The sequence below is a fragment of the Mesorhizobium sp. M7A.F.Ca.MR.148.00.0.0 genome (genome assembly GCF_003997735.1).
Taxonomy (GTDB): domain Bacteria; phylum Pseudomonadota; class Alphaproteobacteria; order Rhizobiales; family Rhizobiaceae; genus Mesorhizobium.
This window is the reverse complement of the sequence record NZ_RZTB01000055.1, coordinates 1-16597: the sequence shown is the minus strand read 5'-3', so window position 1 is coordinate 16597 and position 16597 is coordinate 1. Positions and strand designations below refer to the sequence as shown.

Below are 16597 nucleotides of genomic sequence, written 5' to 3'. Positions count from 1 at the left end.
GCGGGATAGCGGCAGGAATTCGGCGCCGGCCGGCCTGGTGACCAGGATGGCAAGCGCCACCGCAACGACGGTTGCCGCCACGGTGGCGATCAGAACCGTGCGTAAGTGCAGCAATGTCAGCGTCAGCAGGCTGCCCTGGTTGTAGATCACCGGCGCATTGTTTTCGGTCAGCGGCTTCAGCAGCGGCACGAACCACCCGGGATTGGTGACGAAGGCGACAAGCAGCACCACCAATGCTAGCCTGAGCAGCGATGGAAGCCAGGCCTTCATGCCGGCCTCGCCGCGCGCTTCACCAGCCCTTCGACGGTCACGCGGCCAAGCGGCTTGCCGTCGGCGCCTTTGACCGGCAGCGCCGGCCGGCCCGACCACAACAATTCGGCCAGCGCGTCGCGCTGGCTCGCATCGCCGGGGATCGCCTCACCTTCGGCGGAGCCCTTCTCCACGGCATCGCGGACCCGGCCGAGCGACAGCAACCGGAACGGCCTTTCGCTGGCGCCAACCAGGGTCTCGACGAAGGCGCTTGCCGGCTTTGCCAGGATCTCGGCCGGCTTGGCGTATTGCACCAGCTTGCCGGCATCCATGACCGCGATCTTGTCGCCCATATGCACGGCCTCTTCCATGTCGTGGGTGACGAGGATGATGGTGGTGCCGAAGCGCTTCTGGATCGCCAGCAGATCTTCCTGCGCCTTGGTGCGGATGATCGGGTCGAGGGCGCCGAACGGTTCGTCCATCAACAGCACGTTGGGTTCGGCGGCGAGTGCGCGGGCAACACCGACGCGCTGCTGCTGGCCGCCGGACAGTTCGTGCGGATAGCGAGGCCCGAAGGCTTCGGGATCGAGCTGATAGAGCGTCATCAGCTCGTCGACCCGGGCCTTGATACGGTCCTTGTCCCAGCCAAGCAGCACCGGCACGGTGGCAATGTTCTGTGCCACCGTGCGATGCGGAAACAGGCCGTGCCCCTGGATAGCGTAGCCGATGCTGCGGCGCAGCTCGTAGCCGGGCAGCGAACGATTGTCGGCGCCGTCGAGCTTGATGATGCCCGAAGTCGGCTCGACCAGCCGGTTGATCATGCGCAGCAGCGTCGTCTTGCCGGAACCGGACGTGCCGACAATGACGGCGATGGTGCGCGGCTCGATGACCATCGACACGTCATCGACCACGGTCGTCGCGTCATAGCGCTTGGTGATGCCTTCGATCTCGATCATGCCGTTTCAACCCTGCGCCTGGTGGCGGTCATTTCGATCACCGCATCGAGGATGATGGCGGCGGCAAAGGCGAGCGCGACCGTTGGCACCGCGCCAAGCAGCACAAGGTCCATCGCCGTCTGGCCCACACCCTGGAAGACGAACACGCCGAAACCGCCGCCGCCGATCAGCGCGGCAATGGTGGCGAGGCCGATGTTCTGCACCAAGACGATGCGGATGCCGGTGAGGATGACAGGAAAAGCCAGCGGAAACTCGACGCCGAACAGGCGCTGCCTGTCGGTCATGCCCATGCCGCGCGCCGCGTCGTTGGCCGCGCGCGACACGCCGGCCAGACCGACCACGGTGTTGGCCACTACCGGCAGCAGCGAGTAGAGGAACAGCGCCACAAAAGCCGGTGCGGTGCCGATGCCGCGAATGCCGAGCGCGGCAGCTCCCGGCACATGCGTGGCAACCCAGCCGAGCGGCGCGATCAAAAGGCCGAACAGCGCGATCGAGGGAATGGTCTGGATGATGTTGAGCACGTTGAGAACGCCGGCGCGCAGACTTTCGACGCGATGGCAGAGAATGCCGAGTGGCAGGCCGACGACCACCGCCGCAAGCAGCGATCCTAGCGCCAGCGTTACATGCTTGGAGCCCTCTGCCCAGAAACTGTCGGCGCGGTTGAAATATTCCTTCAGGATCGACAGATTGTCCCAGCTTCCCGAAATCAACAGCAGCCCGATCGCCAAAGCCGCGACCACAAGCACGCCAACCCGCGCCAATGGCGACAGGTTCAGCCTTGTCAGCACGTCGGCGAGCAAAAGCGTGAAGGCAAAGATCAGAATCCAGAAACCGGAGGCTGGCGAAACTCTGGCGAAGGTGTTGCCCGCCGGCGTGAGAAATGTTCCGGCGACACCGATCAGCAGCGCGAGCGCGGCAAGCGCCATCACGCTGGCGGCAAGGCGCAGCACAAGTGGTGTCTTGAACAGCGCAATGAGTGCTGCGGCGACAATGATGGCGAGCAGCAGCGTCCCGGTCGTTGCCGGCAGCGCCTCGAGAATCGAGCGCGCCTGGCCGGGGACGATGCGGTTGGCACGGAACGTGGCAAAGGGGGCGGCGAAGGCCGCATAGGCTGATATCGCGGCGATGACCACGCCGAGCTTGTCGAAGCGGATGTTCACGCCCTGCCCCGTCAGTCGATCCGGCGCGCCACGAAAGCGGCGCGCCGGAATCGTCCTACTTCAGGAAGCCGTTCTTCTTCAGGAAGTCCTCGGCGACGCCCTTGACCGGCTCGCCGCCGACCTGCACGCGACCGTTCAGTTCCTGCAGGGTGACGAGGTCGAGCTTGGCGAAAACCGGCTTCAACAGCGTCTCGATCTCGGGATGCTCCTTCAGCACCGCTTCGCGGATGATCGGCGCCGGCTGGTAGACCGGCTGCACGCCCTGGTCGTCGTCGAGCACGACGAGCCCGGACGGTGCGATGCCGCCATCGGTGCCGTAGACCATGGCCGCATTGGCGCCATTGGTCTGGTTGGCGGCCGCTGCGATGGTTGCCGCCGTGTCGCCGCCCGAGAGGGTGATCAATTGCTCAGGCTTCAGCGTGAAGCCATAGGTGGTCTGGAAAGCCGGAAGTGCGGCCGCCGAATTGACGAACTCGGCGGAAGCCGCCAGCACCACCTGACCGCCGCCCGCGACATATTTGCCGAAGTCGGTAAGCGTGGCGAGCTTGTTGGTCTCGGCGACTTCCTTGCGAAGCGCGATCGCCCAGGTGTTGTTTGCGGGCGACGGCGACAGCCAGACGATCTTGTTGGCGTCGTAGTCGAGCTTCTTGGCCGTTTCATAGGCCTTGGCGGCGTCTTTCCAGACCGGGTCGTCGGCCTTTTCGAAGAAGAAAGCGGCGTTGCCGGTATATTCGGGATAGATGTCGATCTCGCCGGCGGTGATCGCCTTGCGCACCACCGGCGTGCCACCGAGCTGGATACGGTCCGATGTCTTGATGTTGTTGGCGTTGAGCACGAGCTGGATGATGTTACCCAGCACGCCGCCCTCTGTGTCGATCTTGGAAGAGACAACCACCTGGGCATTGGCGGAAGCCACCGTGATGCCGAGCGCCAATGCCGCGCCGGCCAGAAACTTGACTGAAAACATTGTGAAACCCCTTGCTATGAACCGAACGCGGTGACCGCATATGAGCATGGCTTCAACGGCCAGTCGGGGCACACGGTTTCATAACAATAGGTACAGACGCAATATTTTTGTTCCGAAGCGGTAAATTCGGCCGACATCGTGCTGACAGCGCGTGTCAGGTGAAACGGCGGATGGATCAGGCTTCAGCTTTGCGCAAGCTCGTCAGCTTGAGCGCGCCGAGCGCCACGAAGCACAGGACGGTGACCGGAAAGACTATCCAGTTCAGCATCTCCCAGCCCCAGGCGTTGTAGACCATGCCCGACATCAGCGAGGCGCAGGCGACGGAGCCGAACAGGACGAAGTCGTGGAAGCCTTGCACCTTGCCCTTTTCCGACGGCCGGTAGGTGGCGGCAACCATCGCGGTCGCGCCGATGAAGCCGAAGTTCCAGCCAAGGCCCAGCAGGATCAGCGACGTCCAGAACTGCCACAGCGCCAGGCCCGACAGAGCGACAATGGCGCAGCCGATGAGCAGGATCAGGCCGGTGGCCACAATGCGTTCGGCGCCGAAGCGATGGATCAGCGAGCCGGTGAAGAAGCTCGGCGCGAACATCGCCATGACGTGCCAGGAGATGCCGAGCGTCGCGTCGTTTTCCGAAAGGCCGCAACCGACCATGGCCAGCGGTGCGCCCGTCATGACGAAGCTCATCAGCGCATAGCTGCCGACCGCGCAGAAAAGCGCGGCGACGAAACGCGGCTGCGTGATGATTTCAGCCAGTGGTCTGGCGTCGCTGTCGGCGATCTCCACCTTGCCGGATGCTTTCGGCGGCAGCCGCAGGAACGACAGGATGATGGCGCCGACGGCGGCCAGCGGCAGGATGGAGATGAACGAACCGGCAAACATGACCGGCGCAAGCAATTCGCGGGTGAAGATGACGATCTGCGGCCCGAGGATGGCGGTGACGACGCCGCCGGCCAGCACGAAGGAGATGGCGCGCGCCTTGAATTCAGGCGGTGCGTTGTCGGCGGCGGCGAAGCGGAACTGCTGGACGAAGGCGCCGCCGACACCGATCGTGAGCAAGCCGAAGGCAAACAGCCAGAAGCCGCCTTGAAAAAGCGCCAGGGTGGCGATCAGGCCACCAAGCGCCGTGACGATCGTGCCGGTCATGAAACCGCTTCGCTGGCCCATGCTGCGGATGATGGCCGCTGCAGGCAGCGCGCCGAGCGCCACGCCGATGTTGAAGCCGGTGATCGGCGCTGTCGCCAATGACTTGTCGGGACCAAGCAGATATTGCCCAGCCAGCGCGCCCACGGAGATAGCGATGGGGGCCGCCGAGCCGATGATCGCCTGCGAGGCGGCGAGGATCAGCGCGGTGCGGCGCGCCTCCTGACCAGTCTCGAGGGCGATCGCCGTCATGATGCGTCCTTGCCGCGCCCCTCGCCACGCACCCGGCGAGACACACGGTCGAGCACGGCATTGACCAGCTTCGGCTCGTCTTCCTCGTAGAAGGCCTTGGCGATGTCGACATATTCGGAGACGATGACGGCGACGGGGACATCCTCGCGCTTCATCAGTTCGTAGACGCCGGCGCGCAGGATGGCGCGCAGCGTCGAATCCAGCCGCGACAGGGGCCAGTCCTCGGTCAGCGCCTGGCGGATGATCGGATCGATGGTCTTCTGGTTCTCGACGACACCCGCCAGGATGGCGCGAAACCATTGCGCATCGGCCTCGCGATAGAGCGCGCCGTCGACTTCCTTGCCGAGACGAAAGGCCTCATATTCGGCGGTGATCTCGAAGACACCGCTGCCGGCGACATCCATCTGATAGAGCGCCTGCACGGCGGCCAGACGGGCAGCGCCGCGCTTGTTGGCGTGGCGCACCGCGGGCTGGCCGGGCGAAGCGGGTTCGCTCACGATCGCGCTCCCAGTTGTTCCTTGAGGGCAATCATGGTCAGCGCCGCACGCGCGGCAAAGCCGCCCTTGTCGCCTTCCGAGCGCTTGGCGCGAGTCCAGGCCTGGGCGTCATTCTCGGTGGTGAGGATGCCATTGCCGATGCAGACAGAGTCCTGCACGCTCAAATCCATGAGCGCTCGGCTGGATTCATTGGCGACAATGTCGAAATGATAGGTGTCGCCGCGGACGACGGTGCCGAGCGCGACAAAGCCATCATAATGTGTGCCGCCTTCCGTTGCGCCGTCCAGTGCAAAGGTGATCACCGCGGGGATCTCGAGCGAACCTGGAACGGTGACGACATCATAAGTCGCGCCCGCTTCATCGAGCGCGCTTGTCGCGCCGTCGAGCAGCGCGTCGGCAAGGTCGTCGTGAAAGCGCGCTTCGACAATAAGCAGATGCGCCTTCGCCTTCGGACGAATGAAGGCTTTGCCGTGTTGGGATGTACCAGCCATAAAAGTCTCCGGGGAGTTGCCGGTGACTTAGGCCGAAGCCGGGTTCATCGCAAGCGAAGATGTTGCGCACGCCCGGTTTGCCGACCTATTCAGGTTCACCAACCTCGTTTTTGAGATGGCCGTCGAGGCTCTCAACCCAAGCCAGCACGGCCTGATGATCAATCACACGACCAGCGTCCACATCGGCCAAGGCCTCGAGCGTCCGTCGCCGGTATTCCTCTTCCGGTACAGCCGAGATCCGTCTATTCCTGACCATCAAAGCCCCTCTTTCGTCGCCTCCACCAGCCGCGCCGCGTAACGGGCCATGGTGTCGATCTCGAGATTGACGCGGTCACTGACCTTGCGCTCACCCCAGGTGGTCACGGTCAGCGAATGGTGGATCAGCAGCACGTCGAAGCGGGTGCCTTCGACCTTGTTGACGGTGAGCGAGGTGCCGTCGAGCGCGACCGAACCCTTGGGCGCGATAAACTTCGCCAGGTCGCGCGGCGCCTCCAGCGTGAAGCGCACCGCGTCGCCCTCATCCTTGCGCTCGACGATCTCGGCCATGCCGTCGACATGGCCCGAAACGATGTGGCCGCCGAGTTCGTCGCCGATCTTCAGCGCCCGCTCCAGATTGACCTTGGTGCCGGATTTCCAGCCCGAGGCCGTCGTCAGCCTGAGCGCCTCTTCCCAAGCCTCGACCTCGAACCAGCGCGCATTCGAGCCGCTGTCGGGCAAGGCCGTCACCGTCAGGCAGACGCCGCCGCAGGAGATCGAGGCGCCGATGGCGATGTTCTGCGGGTCATAGGCTGTGTCGATGCGCAGCCCCACCCCTTCCCTGAGCGGCTTGACGGAAGCGACAGTGCCGATATCGGTGACAATTCCGGTGAACATCGGTGTTGATCCCTAGAGGTCTCTTATCCACTCGGCGTAGCTGTCTTCGCCGAAACGCATCACGCGCAGCTTGCGAAATCCTGCCGGGATATGTTCGGCATCGATCGGCGATGCAATGCCGTCGTCGCCGATCGCTTCCGGCCCCTGGAACAGCACAATGCGGTCGACCAACCCATCGGCCAGGAAGGCGCTCGCCACCCTGGCGCCGCCCTCGACCAGCACGCTGGCCATGCCGAGCGCGGCCAGATCCTCGAGCAATTCCGGCAAGGCTACGCCGCCCTCGTGCGTCTCGGTGCCGATGAAGCGGACGCCGGCGCGTTCGAGTGCTGCGCGCCGCAGCGGATCGGCCTCCAGGCAGGCGGCGACATAGAGCGGCACCCGGTCGACGCCCGAAACCAGCTTCGAGGCCTCCGGCAACCGGATCTGGCGGTCGAGCACGATGCGGGCAGGCGAACGGTTCTCCAGCCCCGGCAAACGCACCGTCAGGGCCGGATCGTCCTCAAGGGCCGTGCCGATACCAACCAGTATGCCATCCGCCTCGGCCCGCATCAGATACACTTCGCGGCGCGCGATATCTCCGGTGATCGACACCTGCCCACCGCCTTCCCTGCCGATCTTGCCGTCGCTGGAAAGCGCAAGCTTAAGAATCACTTCCGGGCGTTTTCTTAATGATCGGATCAAATAGCCGGCCATCTGCTCGGCGGCTTGCTCGGCCAACACCTTCTCCACCACCTCGACACCGGCGGCACGCAGGATCGCGTAGCCCTTGCCGGACACGCGCGAATCGGGATCGCTGGCCGCACCGACGACGCGCGCGACACCGGCATTGACCAGCGCGTTGGCGCAAGGCGGCGTGCGGCCGTGATGGGCGCAAGGCTCCAGCGTGACGTAAGCGGTGGCGCCGCGCGCGAGGTCGCCGGCCTCGGCCAGGGCCTCGGTCTCGGCATGCGGGCGGCCGCCGACAGCGGTGACGCCGGTGCCGACGATCATCGGACCGTTGCCATCATCGCGCACGATCAGCGTGCCGACGGACGGATTGGTCGCGGTGCGCCCGGCATTTTTTCGCGACAGTCTGAGTGCCGCCGCCATGAAGCGGCGATCAAGGGCGGCCTGTTCGCTTGCAGTCATGCTCAGCTGGCTTCCTCTTCACCCTTGATTTCGTCGCCCTTGAGCTCGCCCAGCAATTCATGGAAATCCTTGGCCTCGCGAAAATTGCGGTAGACCGAGGCGAAGCGGACATAGGCGACATCGTCGAGCGACTTCAGCGCTTCCATGACCAGCCGGCCGACTTCTCCCGAAGCAACCTCAGTCTCGCCGGAACTTTCGAGCTGGCGCACGATGCCGGTCACCGCGCGGTCGATGCGCTCGGGGTCGACATTGCGCTTGCGCACGGCGATCTCCACCGAACGCAGCAGCTTGTCGCGGTCGAAAGGCACTTTGCGGCCCGATTTCTTGACCACGACGAGGTCGCGCAACTGCACGCGCTCGAAGGTGGTGAAGCGACCGCCGCAATCGGGGCAGACACGCCGCCTGCGGATCGCCGCGCCATCCTCTGCGGGGCGCGAATCCTTCACCTGCGTATCTTCAGACTGGCAATAGGGACAGCGCATAGAGAAGCCTTTGGTTGGCGAATCTGGTGAAGCGAAAGGCTTAGAGGTTTTTGCAGCGATGGCAAAGTGTCGCCAACAGCCCCTTGCCCTTCAGAGATAGCGAGGCGCAAGCAGGATTGCCAGCCTCGCCAGGCAGCCGCACCGCGTACCGATGTTTTCAGGGAGCTACGTCGGCGGTCGGGAATCCGCACGATGCACCGAGGCTGCGATAGGCCTTGGTGAAGCCGTCCATGGATATGCTTCCAACAGGTGCGTCGCCAAAGGAGACATCAAGCACCGATGCCCGGCGCATGGCGCGCAAGAGCGCCAGGCTGATCTTGGCCTGATTGTCCACGGTCCAGCTGAGCCGGCCGTTGAGGGCGCCATCGGAATGGAGTTTGGCGGCGACACGGCCCTTGTCGTCGCCGAAGGTGGCGGCAATCGACTTGCCGGCCGGCAGACCCTTGTTGTCGACGGCGATGGTTATGGAGGGGTAGGCATCCGGCGGCAGTGCATCGCCGTTCGTGATGACGAGCGTCAAGGTACCGGGCACGCCGCCCGCGCCGATAAAGGCGGTCGAGGCCGCGCAGGTCTTGCGCAGATCCTCACCGGTGTCGACCTCGTCGACCAGGGTCGACCATCTGCCGAACGTTTCGAGCTTGGGTGCCACCTGGGCGGGCGCCGCCGGCTCGGCCTGAGGTGCGGGTTGCGCGGGCGCGGGTTGAGCAGAGGCGGTTTGCGCCAAGGCGATGCCGGGGAAAGGCGCGGCGATCAAAGCGGCCAGAGCGCCAACGGCACCAAGGTCGGCGAAACGAAATGGTCGCATCATCAAGGCTCCTGCCGGTCGCCCCGGCCTGCTGAAACGACGCTTGTCGTTGCAGCAGGCGGTAAGACTTCCTATCGCGTCAGCCGAGATAGGGATAGAGCGGGAAGCGATCGGTCAGCGCCACGACCTTGGCCTTGACCGCAGCTTCGACAGCGGCATTGCCCTCGTCGGAATTCGCAACCTTGAGACCGTCCAGCACTTCGGCGATCAGCTTGCCGATCTCGCGGAATTCGGCCTGGCCGAAGCCGCGCGTGGTGCCGGCCGGGGTGCCGAGACGCACGCCCGAGGTGACGAAAGGCTTTTCCGGGTCGAACGGAATGCCGTTCTTGTTGCAGGTGATGTTGGCGCGGCCGAGCGCCGCCTCGGCGCGCTTGCCGGTGGCGTTCTTGGGCCTGAGGTCCACCAGCATGAGATGGTTGTCGGTGCCGCCGGAGACGATGTCGAGACCAGTCTCCTTGAGGCTGGAGGCCAGCGCCTTGGCGTTGGCGGCAACGCTCTCGGCATAGACCTTGAAACTCGGCTTCAGCGCTTCGCCGAAAGCGACAGCCTTGGCAGCGATGACATGCATCAGCGGGCCGCCCTGCAAGCCGGGGAACACCGCCGAATTCATCTTCTTGGCGATGTCCTCGTCATTGCACAGGATCATGCCGCCGCGCGGGCCGCGCAACGACTTGTGCGTCGTGGTGGTCACGACATGGGCATGCGGCAGCGGCGACGGATGCACGCCGCCGGCGACGAGGCCGGCGATGTGCGCCATGTCGACCATAAGATAGGCGCCGACCGCGTCGGCGATCTCGCGAAAACGCTTCCAGTCCCAGACGCGCGAATAGGCGGTGCCGCCGGCCAGGATCAGCTTCGGCTTGGTCTCATGCGCGGTCTTCTCGATGGCATCCATGTCGAGCAGATGGTCGTCCTGGCGCACGCCATAGGAGACGACCTTGAACCATTTGCCGCTCATGTTAACCGGCGAACCGTGGGTCAGATGGCCGCCGGAATTGAGGTCGAGGCCCATGAACGTGTCGCCCGGCTGCAAGAGCGCCAGGAACACGGCCTGGTTCATCTGGCTGCCGGAATTCGGCTGGACGTTGGCGAAGTTGCAGCCGAACAGCTTCTTGGCGCGCTCGATGGCCAGTTCCTCGGCCACGTCGACGAACTGGCAGCCGCCATAGTAGCGTTTACCCGGATAGCCCTCGGCGTACTTGTTGGTCATGATCGAGCCCTGCGCTTCAAGCACGGCGCGGGAAACAATGTTTTCCGAGGCGATCAGCTCGATCTCGTGGCGCTGGCGACCGAGTTCGTTGCGGATGGCGCCGAAAATCTCCGGATCGGCATCGGCCAGCGTGGTTTCGAAGAAGGATTCGAATTTGTTCGACACTGCCGCTGCTGTTGCCATGGCCTGAAATCCTCGAGGTTCGGGGGCAATTTTTGATTTATGCATGTCGTTGTCCCAAAACCGCTGCACACTTTTGGGCGACATGCATTTGCCGCGCCATTAACACAGTTGTTTTCGCCCCGCCACGTTTGCGGCGCGAAATTTGCTGGCCGGATTGCGCCAGCCTGGCCCGCGGGTCGTTATTTCCGAGCCTTCCGGCCTTTCAGCAAGGCCTCGGTGAGCGTGATCTCGGTAAACAGCGCTTGCGACGTATGGTCGTTGATCTCGCCGCTGCGAAACATGGCGCGCACGGCCTCGCGCTCGGCTTCGATGCCCGCAAATCTCAATTCGAGCTCCAGCCTTCCGGCTTCGCGCGCCTCGGCGCGGGCCTCATCGGCTTCGTCCGAGGCGGCGATGCGGCGCCGGTAGCCGGCGACGATGCTGTCGGCAGCGGCAAGCCTGGCGCCGGGCACCTCGCCTCCCTCATCATCGGCGGCTCCGGCAATGCTCTCGATGCGCGCGATTGCCGCCTTGGCGGCGCCCACGCGCGCCAGGCGCTCCTCGGCGGCGCCGGCATCCTCACCGGGCTCGACCAGCCCCCTGGCGATCGTCGGCAGAGCGAGGCTGGCGATGACCAGCGAGCAGATGATGACGCCGGCGGCCAGGAAAATGACCAGGTCGCGCGCCGGAAACGGCGAGCCGTCCGGCATGGCGAGCGGCAGTGACAGGATGCCGGCCAGCGTAATGGCGCCGCGCACACCGGCCACCGAACCGGCGAGCCGCACGCGCAGCCCGAACGGCTCCACCTTGCGCTTGCCCAGACTCGCAGCGATGCCGGCGGCGATATCGCCCACCCAGATCCACAGGAAGCGCAACGCGATCAGGCACAGCGTCAGCGCGATGACGGTCGCGATCGGCTGGATGATCGGGTGCAGGCTCATGAGTTCCGGCGGCACATGGCGGATGATGTCGGGAAGCTGCAGGCCGAGCACGATGAAGAGAGCGCCGTTGAAAACGAAGGAAAGCGTCGTCCACAGCGACATCGTCTGCATGCGCGCAGAGACGCCGAGGAAGCGAAACACGCCGGAGCCGCCGGTGAGCAGGCCGGCGGTAACAGCCGCCAGGATGCCGGAAGCTCCGACATGCTCGGCGCCGAGATAGGCTATGAAGGGCAGCAGGACCATCACCAGCACCTGCGCCTCGGCCGGCACGCCGCCGATCCGGTTGAGCAGTTGCAGCAGCTTGGCGGCAACGAACAGCGCCGCCACGCCGATCAGGATGCCCATCGCCACGGCATAGAAAAAACTGAGCGAAGCCGCCGCAAGGGAAAAGCTGCCGGTCAGCACCGCCGCGACGGCAAAGCGGAACATGACCAGCCCCGACGCATCGTTGAGCAGCGACTCGCCTTCCAGAATGTGCATCAGCCGCGCCGGGACGACATTCCTGTCGACGATCGAGGACACCGCCACCGCGTCGGTCGGCGACAGCACCGCGGCAAGCGCAAAAGCGACCACCAGAGGGATGCTCGGCACCAGCCAATGCAAGGCGTAGCCGAAGCCGACGATGGTGAAGAAGACCAGCCCTATGGCCAGATCCAGGATCGGTCGGCGCAGCGCCATCAGTTCACGCTTCGGCGCGCCATAGGCATCGCCGAACAGCAGCGGCGGAATGAACACCAGCAGAAACAGCTCCGGATTGATCTCGACATGGATGCCGCGAACTGGCCAGGCAAGAGCGGCACCGATCGCAATCTGCAGCACCGGCAACGGCACCCGCACCAGGCGCACCAGAGCGCCGAAAAGCGCCACGAAGACGAGCACGACCAGAATGAAGAGGGCGACTTCCATGGTCCGGTTCCAGGCTTTCCGCCGACCATGCGCAAAGCCGGCCGATCCGTCCAGCCGCCCGTCCCGTGAAAAACGCCGCGGCAGCCAATCAATGAAAAAGGCCGCCCTGAGAGGCGGCCCTTTTTATATAAGAATCAAATGTTTATAGCGCAGACGTGATCTGCAGCTCGTTGTTGCCGTCAAGCGCGTAGACGTCGTCGCGGAACTGCACGACGCCCGGACCGGTCGACCAGGCCGAGAGATAGAGGAAGTGGACCGGCACCGGATTGGTGACCTGGATCGGCGTGTTTTCACCGGTCTTGATCGCCGCCTCGAAATGCTGGCGGTCCCAGCCGGGCGTGTCGCGCAGGATCCAGGTGACGAGGTCGCGCACATTCTGCACGCGCACGCAGCCCGAGGAATCGAAACGCAACATCTTGCCGAACAGGCTCTGCTGCGGCGTGTCGTGCATGTAGACGCCGTCAGGGCTCGGAAAATTGATCTTCACCGAGGCCATGGCGTTTTCCGAGCCGGGATCCTGGCGGAAACGGTACTTGGCGGCGTCGTCGGTCGACCAGTCCACATTCATCGGATCGACTTCGCTGCCATCCGGCGCGAACAGGCGGATGTGGCTGTCCTTCAGATAATCGGGATTCTTCCGCATCAGCGGAATGATGTCCTTGCGGACGATCGAGACGGGCGCGTTCCAGTATGGATTGACGATGATCTCGTTGATTTTGGAATTGACGATCGGCGTCTGGCGATCGATCTTGCCGACGATCGCGGTGTGGCGAAGCACGACGCGGTCGTTCTCGACCGCTTCGATCTGTGCTGCCGGAATGTCGACCAGCACATAACGGTTGCCCAGCGTGCCGGCCTTTTCGCGTAGCCGCTGCAGATTGGTCTGCAACTGGCCAAGCCGGATCTGCGCCGAAACGTTCATCGCCGCATAGGTGTATTTGCCCATCGAGCCATCGGCCGGCAGGCCATGGCGCAACTGGAAGCGCTTGACCGCCGAGTCGACGTAGGAGTCGAAAGCTGTCGAAATGCCGGCGCTCTGCGACAGGTCGCCCGCAACCATCAGGCGCTTACGCAATGGCACCACATCCGGATCATCGACGCCGAGCTGCAGTTTCTTGGTCGCGGGAACATCGACCCAGCCACCCTGCCCGACAATATTCTGATACTGCGCGACCGCCTGTTCCGTGAAGGCGACGGTCTGCAGACTGAAGATCGGCAGGGTCGAGGCCACCTTTCCGCCCTCGCTGGCACGGGCGTCGAACTGGTCGTCCCAATTGCCGCGCGCTGAGGATTTCAGGATATCACCGATCACATCCTGCGCATTGGCGCCGCCGGCGACCACCGCGGCTGCGAGCGCGGAGGCTCCGGAGAGGAAAAAACGACGGCTGGTTCTCATGGACGTTCCCGACATTTGTAGCAGTTCGATCACTTGCTGCGTTGATCACCGGGCGATCTCGCCCGCACTGTAAAATTGGCAATCTTAACAATTAGCCAACCATGCTCCGTATCACCTTGGTGTGACAGCGCCCAGGCGCGATAAGGATTGCGGGTGAACGCATGGTCTTCACACCAGCATCACTGCCACTCTCGGTTCCACTGGAATATGGCGGCAACGTGGCCTAGCGCCCGAATCCGACTGACCGGCATTCCGAAAAGAACGGACCGATGCTTCTGGGTATCGGGTCGGCGCCATCGCCGACATGGGGTCGACTGCCGCGCGGCAGGACCCCCAGCCAGCCGCGAACGACCCTGGCTCAATGCTTCGAACCCGGAGCCTCCAACTCGGAACATCGTTGCAGCACTTGGTTCTCAGGGTAACGCAATATCTTGCTGTCATCGAGTTTGAGCAGCAGCGCCCGCCTCTTTTCCACACTGTCGGTATCGTCCGAGCAAGTCAGGTCCAAAATGACGGCGTCCAGGCCTTTGATCTTCTGGAATTTGTCGATTGTGCAGCCGACTTCCCACATTTCCACCGACTTATCGGTGAACGTCACTCTGGAGTCATTGCCGTCGCACGGGCTGCTGCCTTCCATGGCGAAGGCATCCTTCCACCATTCCTCGGCGAAAGCCGTTTCTGACGCAAGCAGTAGCGCCGCCGCGACAAAACAGATCTTGAAACGCCTGCTTCGACCCATCATGCCCCCTTGTGCGGCGACATTAGGCATTGTGGAAGCGAAAGCAAAGCGTGGCCCACGGGGTTGCGGTCAGCCGACAAACAGATGAACTCAAGTCGCCGTCAGTCGCTAGAAAAAGGCCGATGCCTCTCGGCACCGGCCCTGACTGAAGGTCGATATTTCGGCCGCGTTTCTGTGGCGCGGGCCGGATCCGATGCGGCGCCTTACATCCGGTAGGCGATAGTGTCGTTCCAGAAGCGGTCGAGCCGCTGCAAAGCACGGTTCATCTGCTTGAACTCGTCGGTGTTGATGCCGCCGACCTGCTCGATCGAGCCGACATGACGCTCGTAGAGGCCGGCAACGACCTCCGCCACCTCGTTGCCCTTCGGCGTCAGCGAGACACGGACCGAACGGCGGTCGATGCGCGAGCGCTGGTGATTGATGAAGCCGAGATCGACCAGCTTCTTCAGATTGTAGGAGACGTTCGAGCCGAGATAGTAGCCACGCGAGCGCAACTCGCCGGCGGTCAGCTCGGAATTGCCGATATTGAACAGCAGCAGCGCCTGGATGGCATTGATGTCGGAACGGCCGTTGCGGTCGAATTCGTCCTTGATCACATCAAGCAGGCGGCGGTGCAGCCGCTCAACAAGCTGCAGCGATTCCATGTACAGGGAACGGATAGCCTCGCGGCGATCGTCGGATACGTTGGCGGTCTTCGCCGCCGGACGCGAATTGATCATTGTCTTTGCCTCTCGTTTGTCGCCCTGGTGATTTTTTGTTTTTCACCTTGATCGCGACACTATCGAATACTCATAAAATTCGACTTAAACGCTAGGGCTAACAAGAGCTTACCGGTAAGAGGTTTCGGAAGAGGCTTAACGAACGGTCACCCGAGCAAGGATAATTAACCTAAAGATTTCGGCAACGATTGCGGAGCTCATTCGAGGCGACAGCGGGGCCGCCAATGGGTTCAACGGCTTAGTGGCGGACCGGGCGCTTCTGCAGGTAGATGACGACACGGAAGACGATGTAGAGCAGCGCCACCGCCGCATGCGAGGCGACAATCAGCAAGCGGTGGCCGAATAGCTCGGGAAAGCCGGCATACATGACCGTCTCGGTCACCGCGCAAATGAACCAGATCACCGGCCCCCAGGACGCCAGCATCCACAGGCCGGCAGCGGCAAAGGGAAAGAACACGGCGAGCACCACCGCAGCGACCTGCCAGTGCACGGGCATCAGGTCGAACCGCCACAGCGTACCCGGATAAAAGCCGATCAACCTGATCCAGTAGAGAATGCCGAACAGCAGGCAATAGCCCGATATGACGCGCTGGAACCAGGCGAAGATCACCTCCACCCCCGAGGGCTGCAGCACGACGCGCCTCGAAGTCACCTCGCTCATATCAAGAGTTCCCGTTCGCCGAGCGGGGCGAAATAGGCGTCGACATCCGCTTCGCTGACCGCAGCGAGGCTTGCCGGCCGCCATTGCGGCTTCGAGCCCTTGTCGATGATGGCGGCGCGGATACCTTCATAGAAATCATGGCCGGCGAGCATTCGGTTGAGGATGCGGAACTCCATCTTCATGCAGGCTTCCATGGACAGCGTCAGTCCGGCGCTGATCTGACGCCAGGCGACGCGCAGGCTGGTCGGCGAGCGGGTGCGGATCGTCGCCAGTGTCTTTGCCGCGAACTCGTCGGCGTCGGCCGCACGCTCGAGGCTGTCGATGACGCGGTTCAGGGACGGTTGCGAAAAATGGCGAACAATCGCCTCCAGCGTCGGCCTGTCGGTTTCGCGCCTTGCCTGCACGAAGAAGCCGCGCAGCACCGATTCCGGATCGCCGGTCAGCGCCAGGCGGTCGAGAAAGCCAGCCTGGTCCTCGGCCTTGATGGTGTGGGTGGCCAGCCCCGACCACAGCGCATCGCCATAGCGGATGCGATTGCCGGTCAGCGCCAGATACATGCCGAAGGAGCCGCCGAGATCAGGCAGCAGGTGGCTGGCGCCAACATCCGGAAAAAAGCCGATGCCGACCTCCGGCATGGCAAATTGGGCATTCTCGGTCATCACCCGGTGCGAGCCATGGAAGGAGATACCGACGCCGCCACCCATGACGATACCGTCGATCAGGGCGACATAAGGTTTCCTAAAACTGTTGATGCGGGCATTGAGGCGATATTCATCGGCGAAGAACTCGACCGGCGGTTTTCCCGCGCGGCCTGTCTCATAGACATGCAGGATATCGCCGCCGGCCGAAAAGGCCCTGCCCT

17 protein-coding genes and 1 pseudogene are annotated in these 16597 nt (G+C 63.5%); all 18 read right to left on the bottom strand.

The annotated features are described in order from the left end of the window. Positions 1 to 270, bottom strand: a pseudogene (locus tag EOB49_RS37750) (ABC transporter permease); the annotation flags it as partial. After that, entirely contained in the window at positions 267 to 1205 is a 939-nt protein-coding gene (locus tag EOB49_RS19915; RefSeq protein ID WP_127267858.1) for an ABC transporter ATP-binding protein, read from the bottom strand. The pseudogene EOB49_RS37750 and the gene EOB49_RS19915, both read right to left, overlap by 4 nt. After that, positions 1202 to 2365, bottom strand: coding sequence for an ABC transporter permease (locus EOB49_RS19910; RefSeq protein WP_127381995.1), 1164 nt, complete (start codon positions 2363 to 2365; stop codon positions 1202 to 1204). Before EOB49_RS19910 ends, EOB49_RS19915 begins: the two co-directional genes overlap by 4 nt. A gap of 55 nt (positions 2366 to 2420) precedes the next feature. Next, entirely contained in the window at positions 2421 to 3332 is a 912-nt protein-coding gene (locus tag EOB49_RS19905) for an ABC transporter substrate-binding protein (protein ID WP_127381994.1), read from the bottom strand. A 175-nt stretch (positions 3333 to 3507) separates the two neighbouring features. Next, a complete protein-coding gene (locus tag EOB49_RS19900; RefSeq protein WP_127381993.1) occupies positions 3508 to 4725 on the bottom strand; it encodes an MFS transporter in 1218 nt (405 codons plus the stop codon). After that, a complete protein-coding gene (gene nusB / locus EOB49_RS19895) occupies positions 4722 to 5222 on the bottom strand; it encodes a transcription antitermination factor NusB (RefSeq protein ID WP_023798402.1) in 501 nt (166 codons plus the stop codon). The genes EOB49_RS19900 and nusB overlap by 4 nt, the downstream gene beginning before the upstream one ends. Next, entirely contained in the window at positions 5219 to 5713 is a 495-nt protein-coding gene (ribH, locus tag EOB49_RS19890; RefSeq protein ID WP_013532245.1) for a 6,7-dimethyl-8-ribityllumazine synthase, read from the bottom strand. The genes nusB and ribH overlap by 4 nt, the downstream gene beginning before the upstream one ends. A 255-nt stretch (positions 5714 to 5968) precedes the next feature. Beyond that, positions 5969 to 6586, bottom strand: a complete 618-nt coding sequence (locus tag EOB49_RS19885; RefSeq protein WP_127381992.1) for a riboflavin synthase — start codon at positions 6584 to 6586, stop codon at positions 5969 to 5971. Between the two features lie 12 nt (positions 6587 to 6598). Then, on the bottom strand, positions 6599 to 7714 hold the full coding sequence (ribD, locus tag EOB49_RS19880) for a bifunctional diaminohydroxyphosphoribosylaminopyrimidine deaminase/5-amino-6-(5-phosphoribosylamino)uracil reductase RibD (RefSeq protein WP_127381991.1): 1116 nt from the start codon (positions 7712 to 7714) through the stop codon (positions 6599 to 6601). Between the two features lie 2 nt (positions 7715 to 7716). Then, positions 7717 to 8196, bottom strand: coding sequence for a transcriptional regulator NrdR (gene nrdR, locus EOB49_RS19875; protein WP_023810227.1), 480 nt, complete (start codon positions 8194 to 8196; stop codon positions 7717 to 7719). A gap of 157 nt (positions 8197 to 8353) precedes the next feature. After that, positions 8354 to 9004 carry a hypothetical protein gene (locus tag EOB49_RS19870; RefSeq protein WP_127381990.1) on the bottom strand — a complete coding sequence of 217 codons (651 nt, stop codon included), beginning with the start codon at positions 9002 to 9004 and terminating at the stop codon, positions 8354 to 8356. A gap of 76 nt (positions 9005 to 9080) precedes the next feature. Continuing rightward, complete coding sequence (glyA, locus tag EOB49_RS19865) at positions 9081 to 10394, bottom strand: serine hydroxymethyltransferase (protein ID WP_013532252.1); 1314 nt, start codon at positions 10392 to 10394, stop codon at positions 9081 to 9083. A gap of 179 nt (positions 10395 to 10573) precedes the next feature. Further along, the gene (locus EOB49_RS19860) at positions 10574 to 12220 is read right to left on the bottom strand and encodes a Na+/H+ antiporter (RefSeq protein ID WP_127381989.1); all 1647 of its coding nucleotides are present in this window, start codon (positions 12218 to 12220) and stop codon (positions 10574 to 10576) included. 142 nt (positions 12221 to 12362) lie between these two features. Continuing rightward, positions 12363 to 13616 (bottom strand): L,D-transpeptidase family protein, encoded by a 1254-nt coding sequence (locus tag EOB49_RS19855; RefSeq protein ID WP_127381988.1) that lies wholly within the window; start codon positions 13614 to 13616, stop codon positions 12363 to 12365. 358 nt (positions 13617 to 13974) lie between these two features. Further along, on the bottom strand, positions 13975 to 14385 hold the full coding sequence (locus EOB49_RS19850) for a hypothetical protein (RefSeq protein ID WP_245472763.1): 411 nt from the start codon (positions 14383 to 14385) through the stop codon (positions 13975 to 13977). Between the two features lie 173 nt (positions 14386 to 14558). Beyond that, a complete protein-coding gene (locus EOB49_RS19845) occupies positions 14559 to 15074 on the bottom strand; it encodes a winged helix DNA-binding protein (protein WP_008875359.1) in 516 nt (171 codons plus the stop codon). A gap of 238 nt (positions 15075 to 15312) precedes the next feature. Beyond that, positions 15313 to 15735: a DUF6163 family protein gene (locus EOB49_RS19840; RefSeq protein ID WP_127272646.1), complete on the bottom strand. Its 423-nt coding sequence runs from the start codon at positions 15733 to 15735 to the stop codon at positions 15313 to 15315. Then, positions 15732 to 16597 (bottom strand): 3-hydroxyisobutyryl-CoA hydrolase (locus EOB49_RS19835; RefSeq protein WP_164781745.1); only part of this gene is annotated, 866 nt, incomplete at its 5' end. The genes EOB49_RS19835 and EOB49_RS19840, both read right to left, overlap by 4 nt.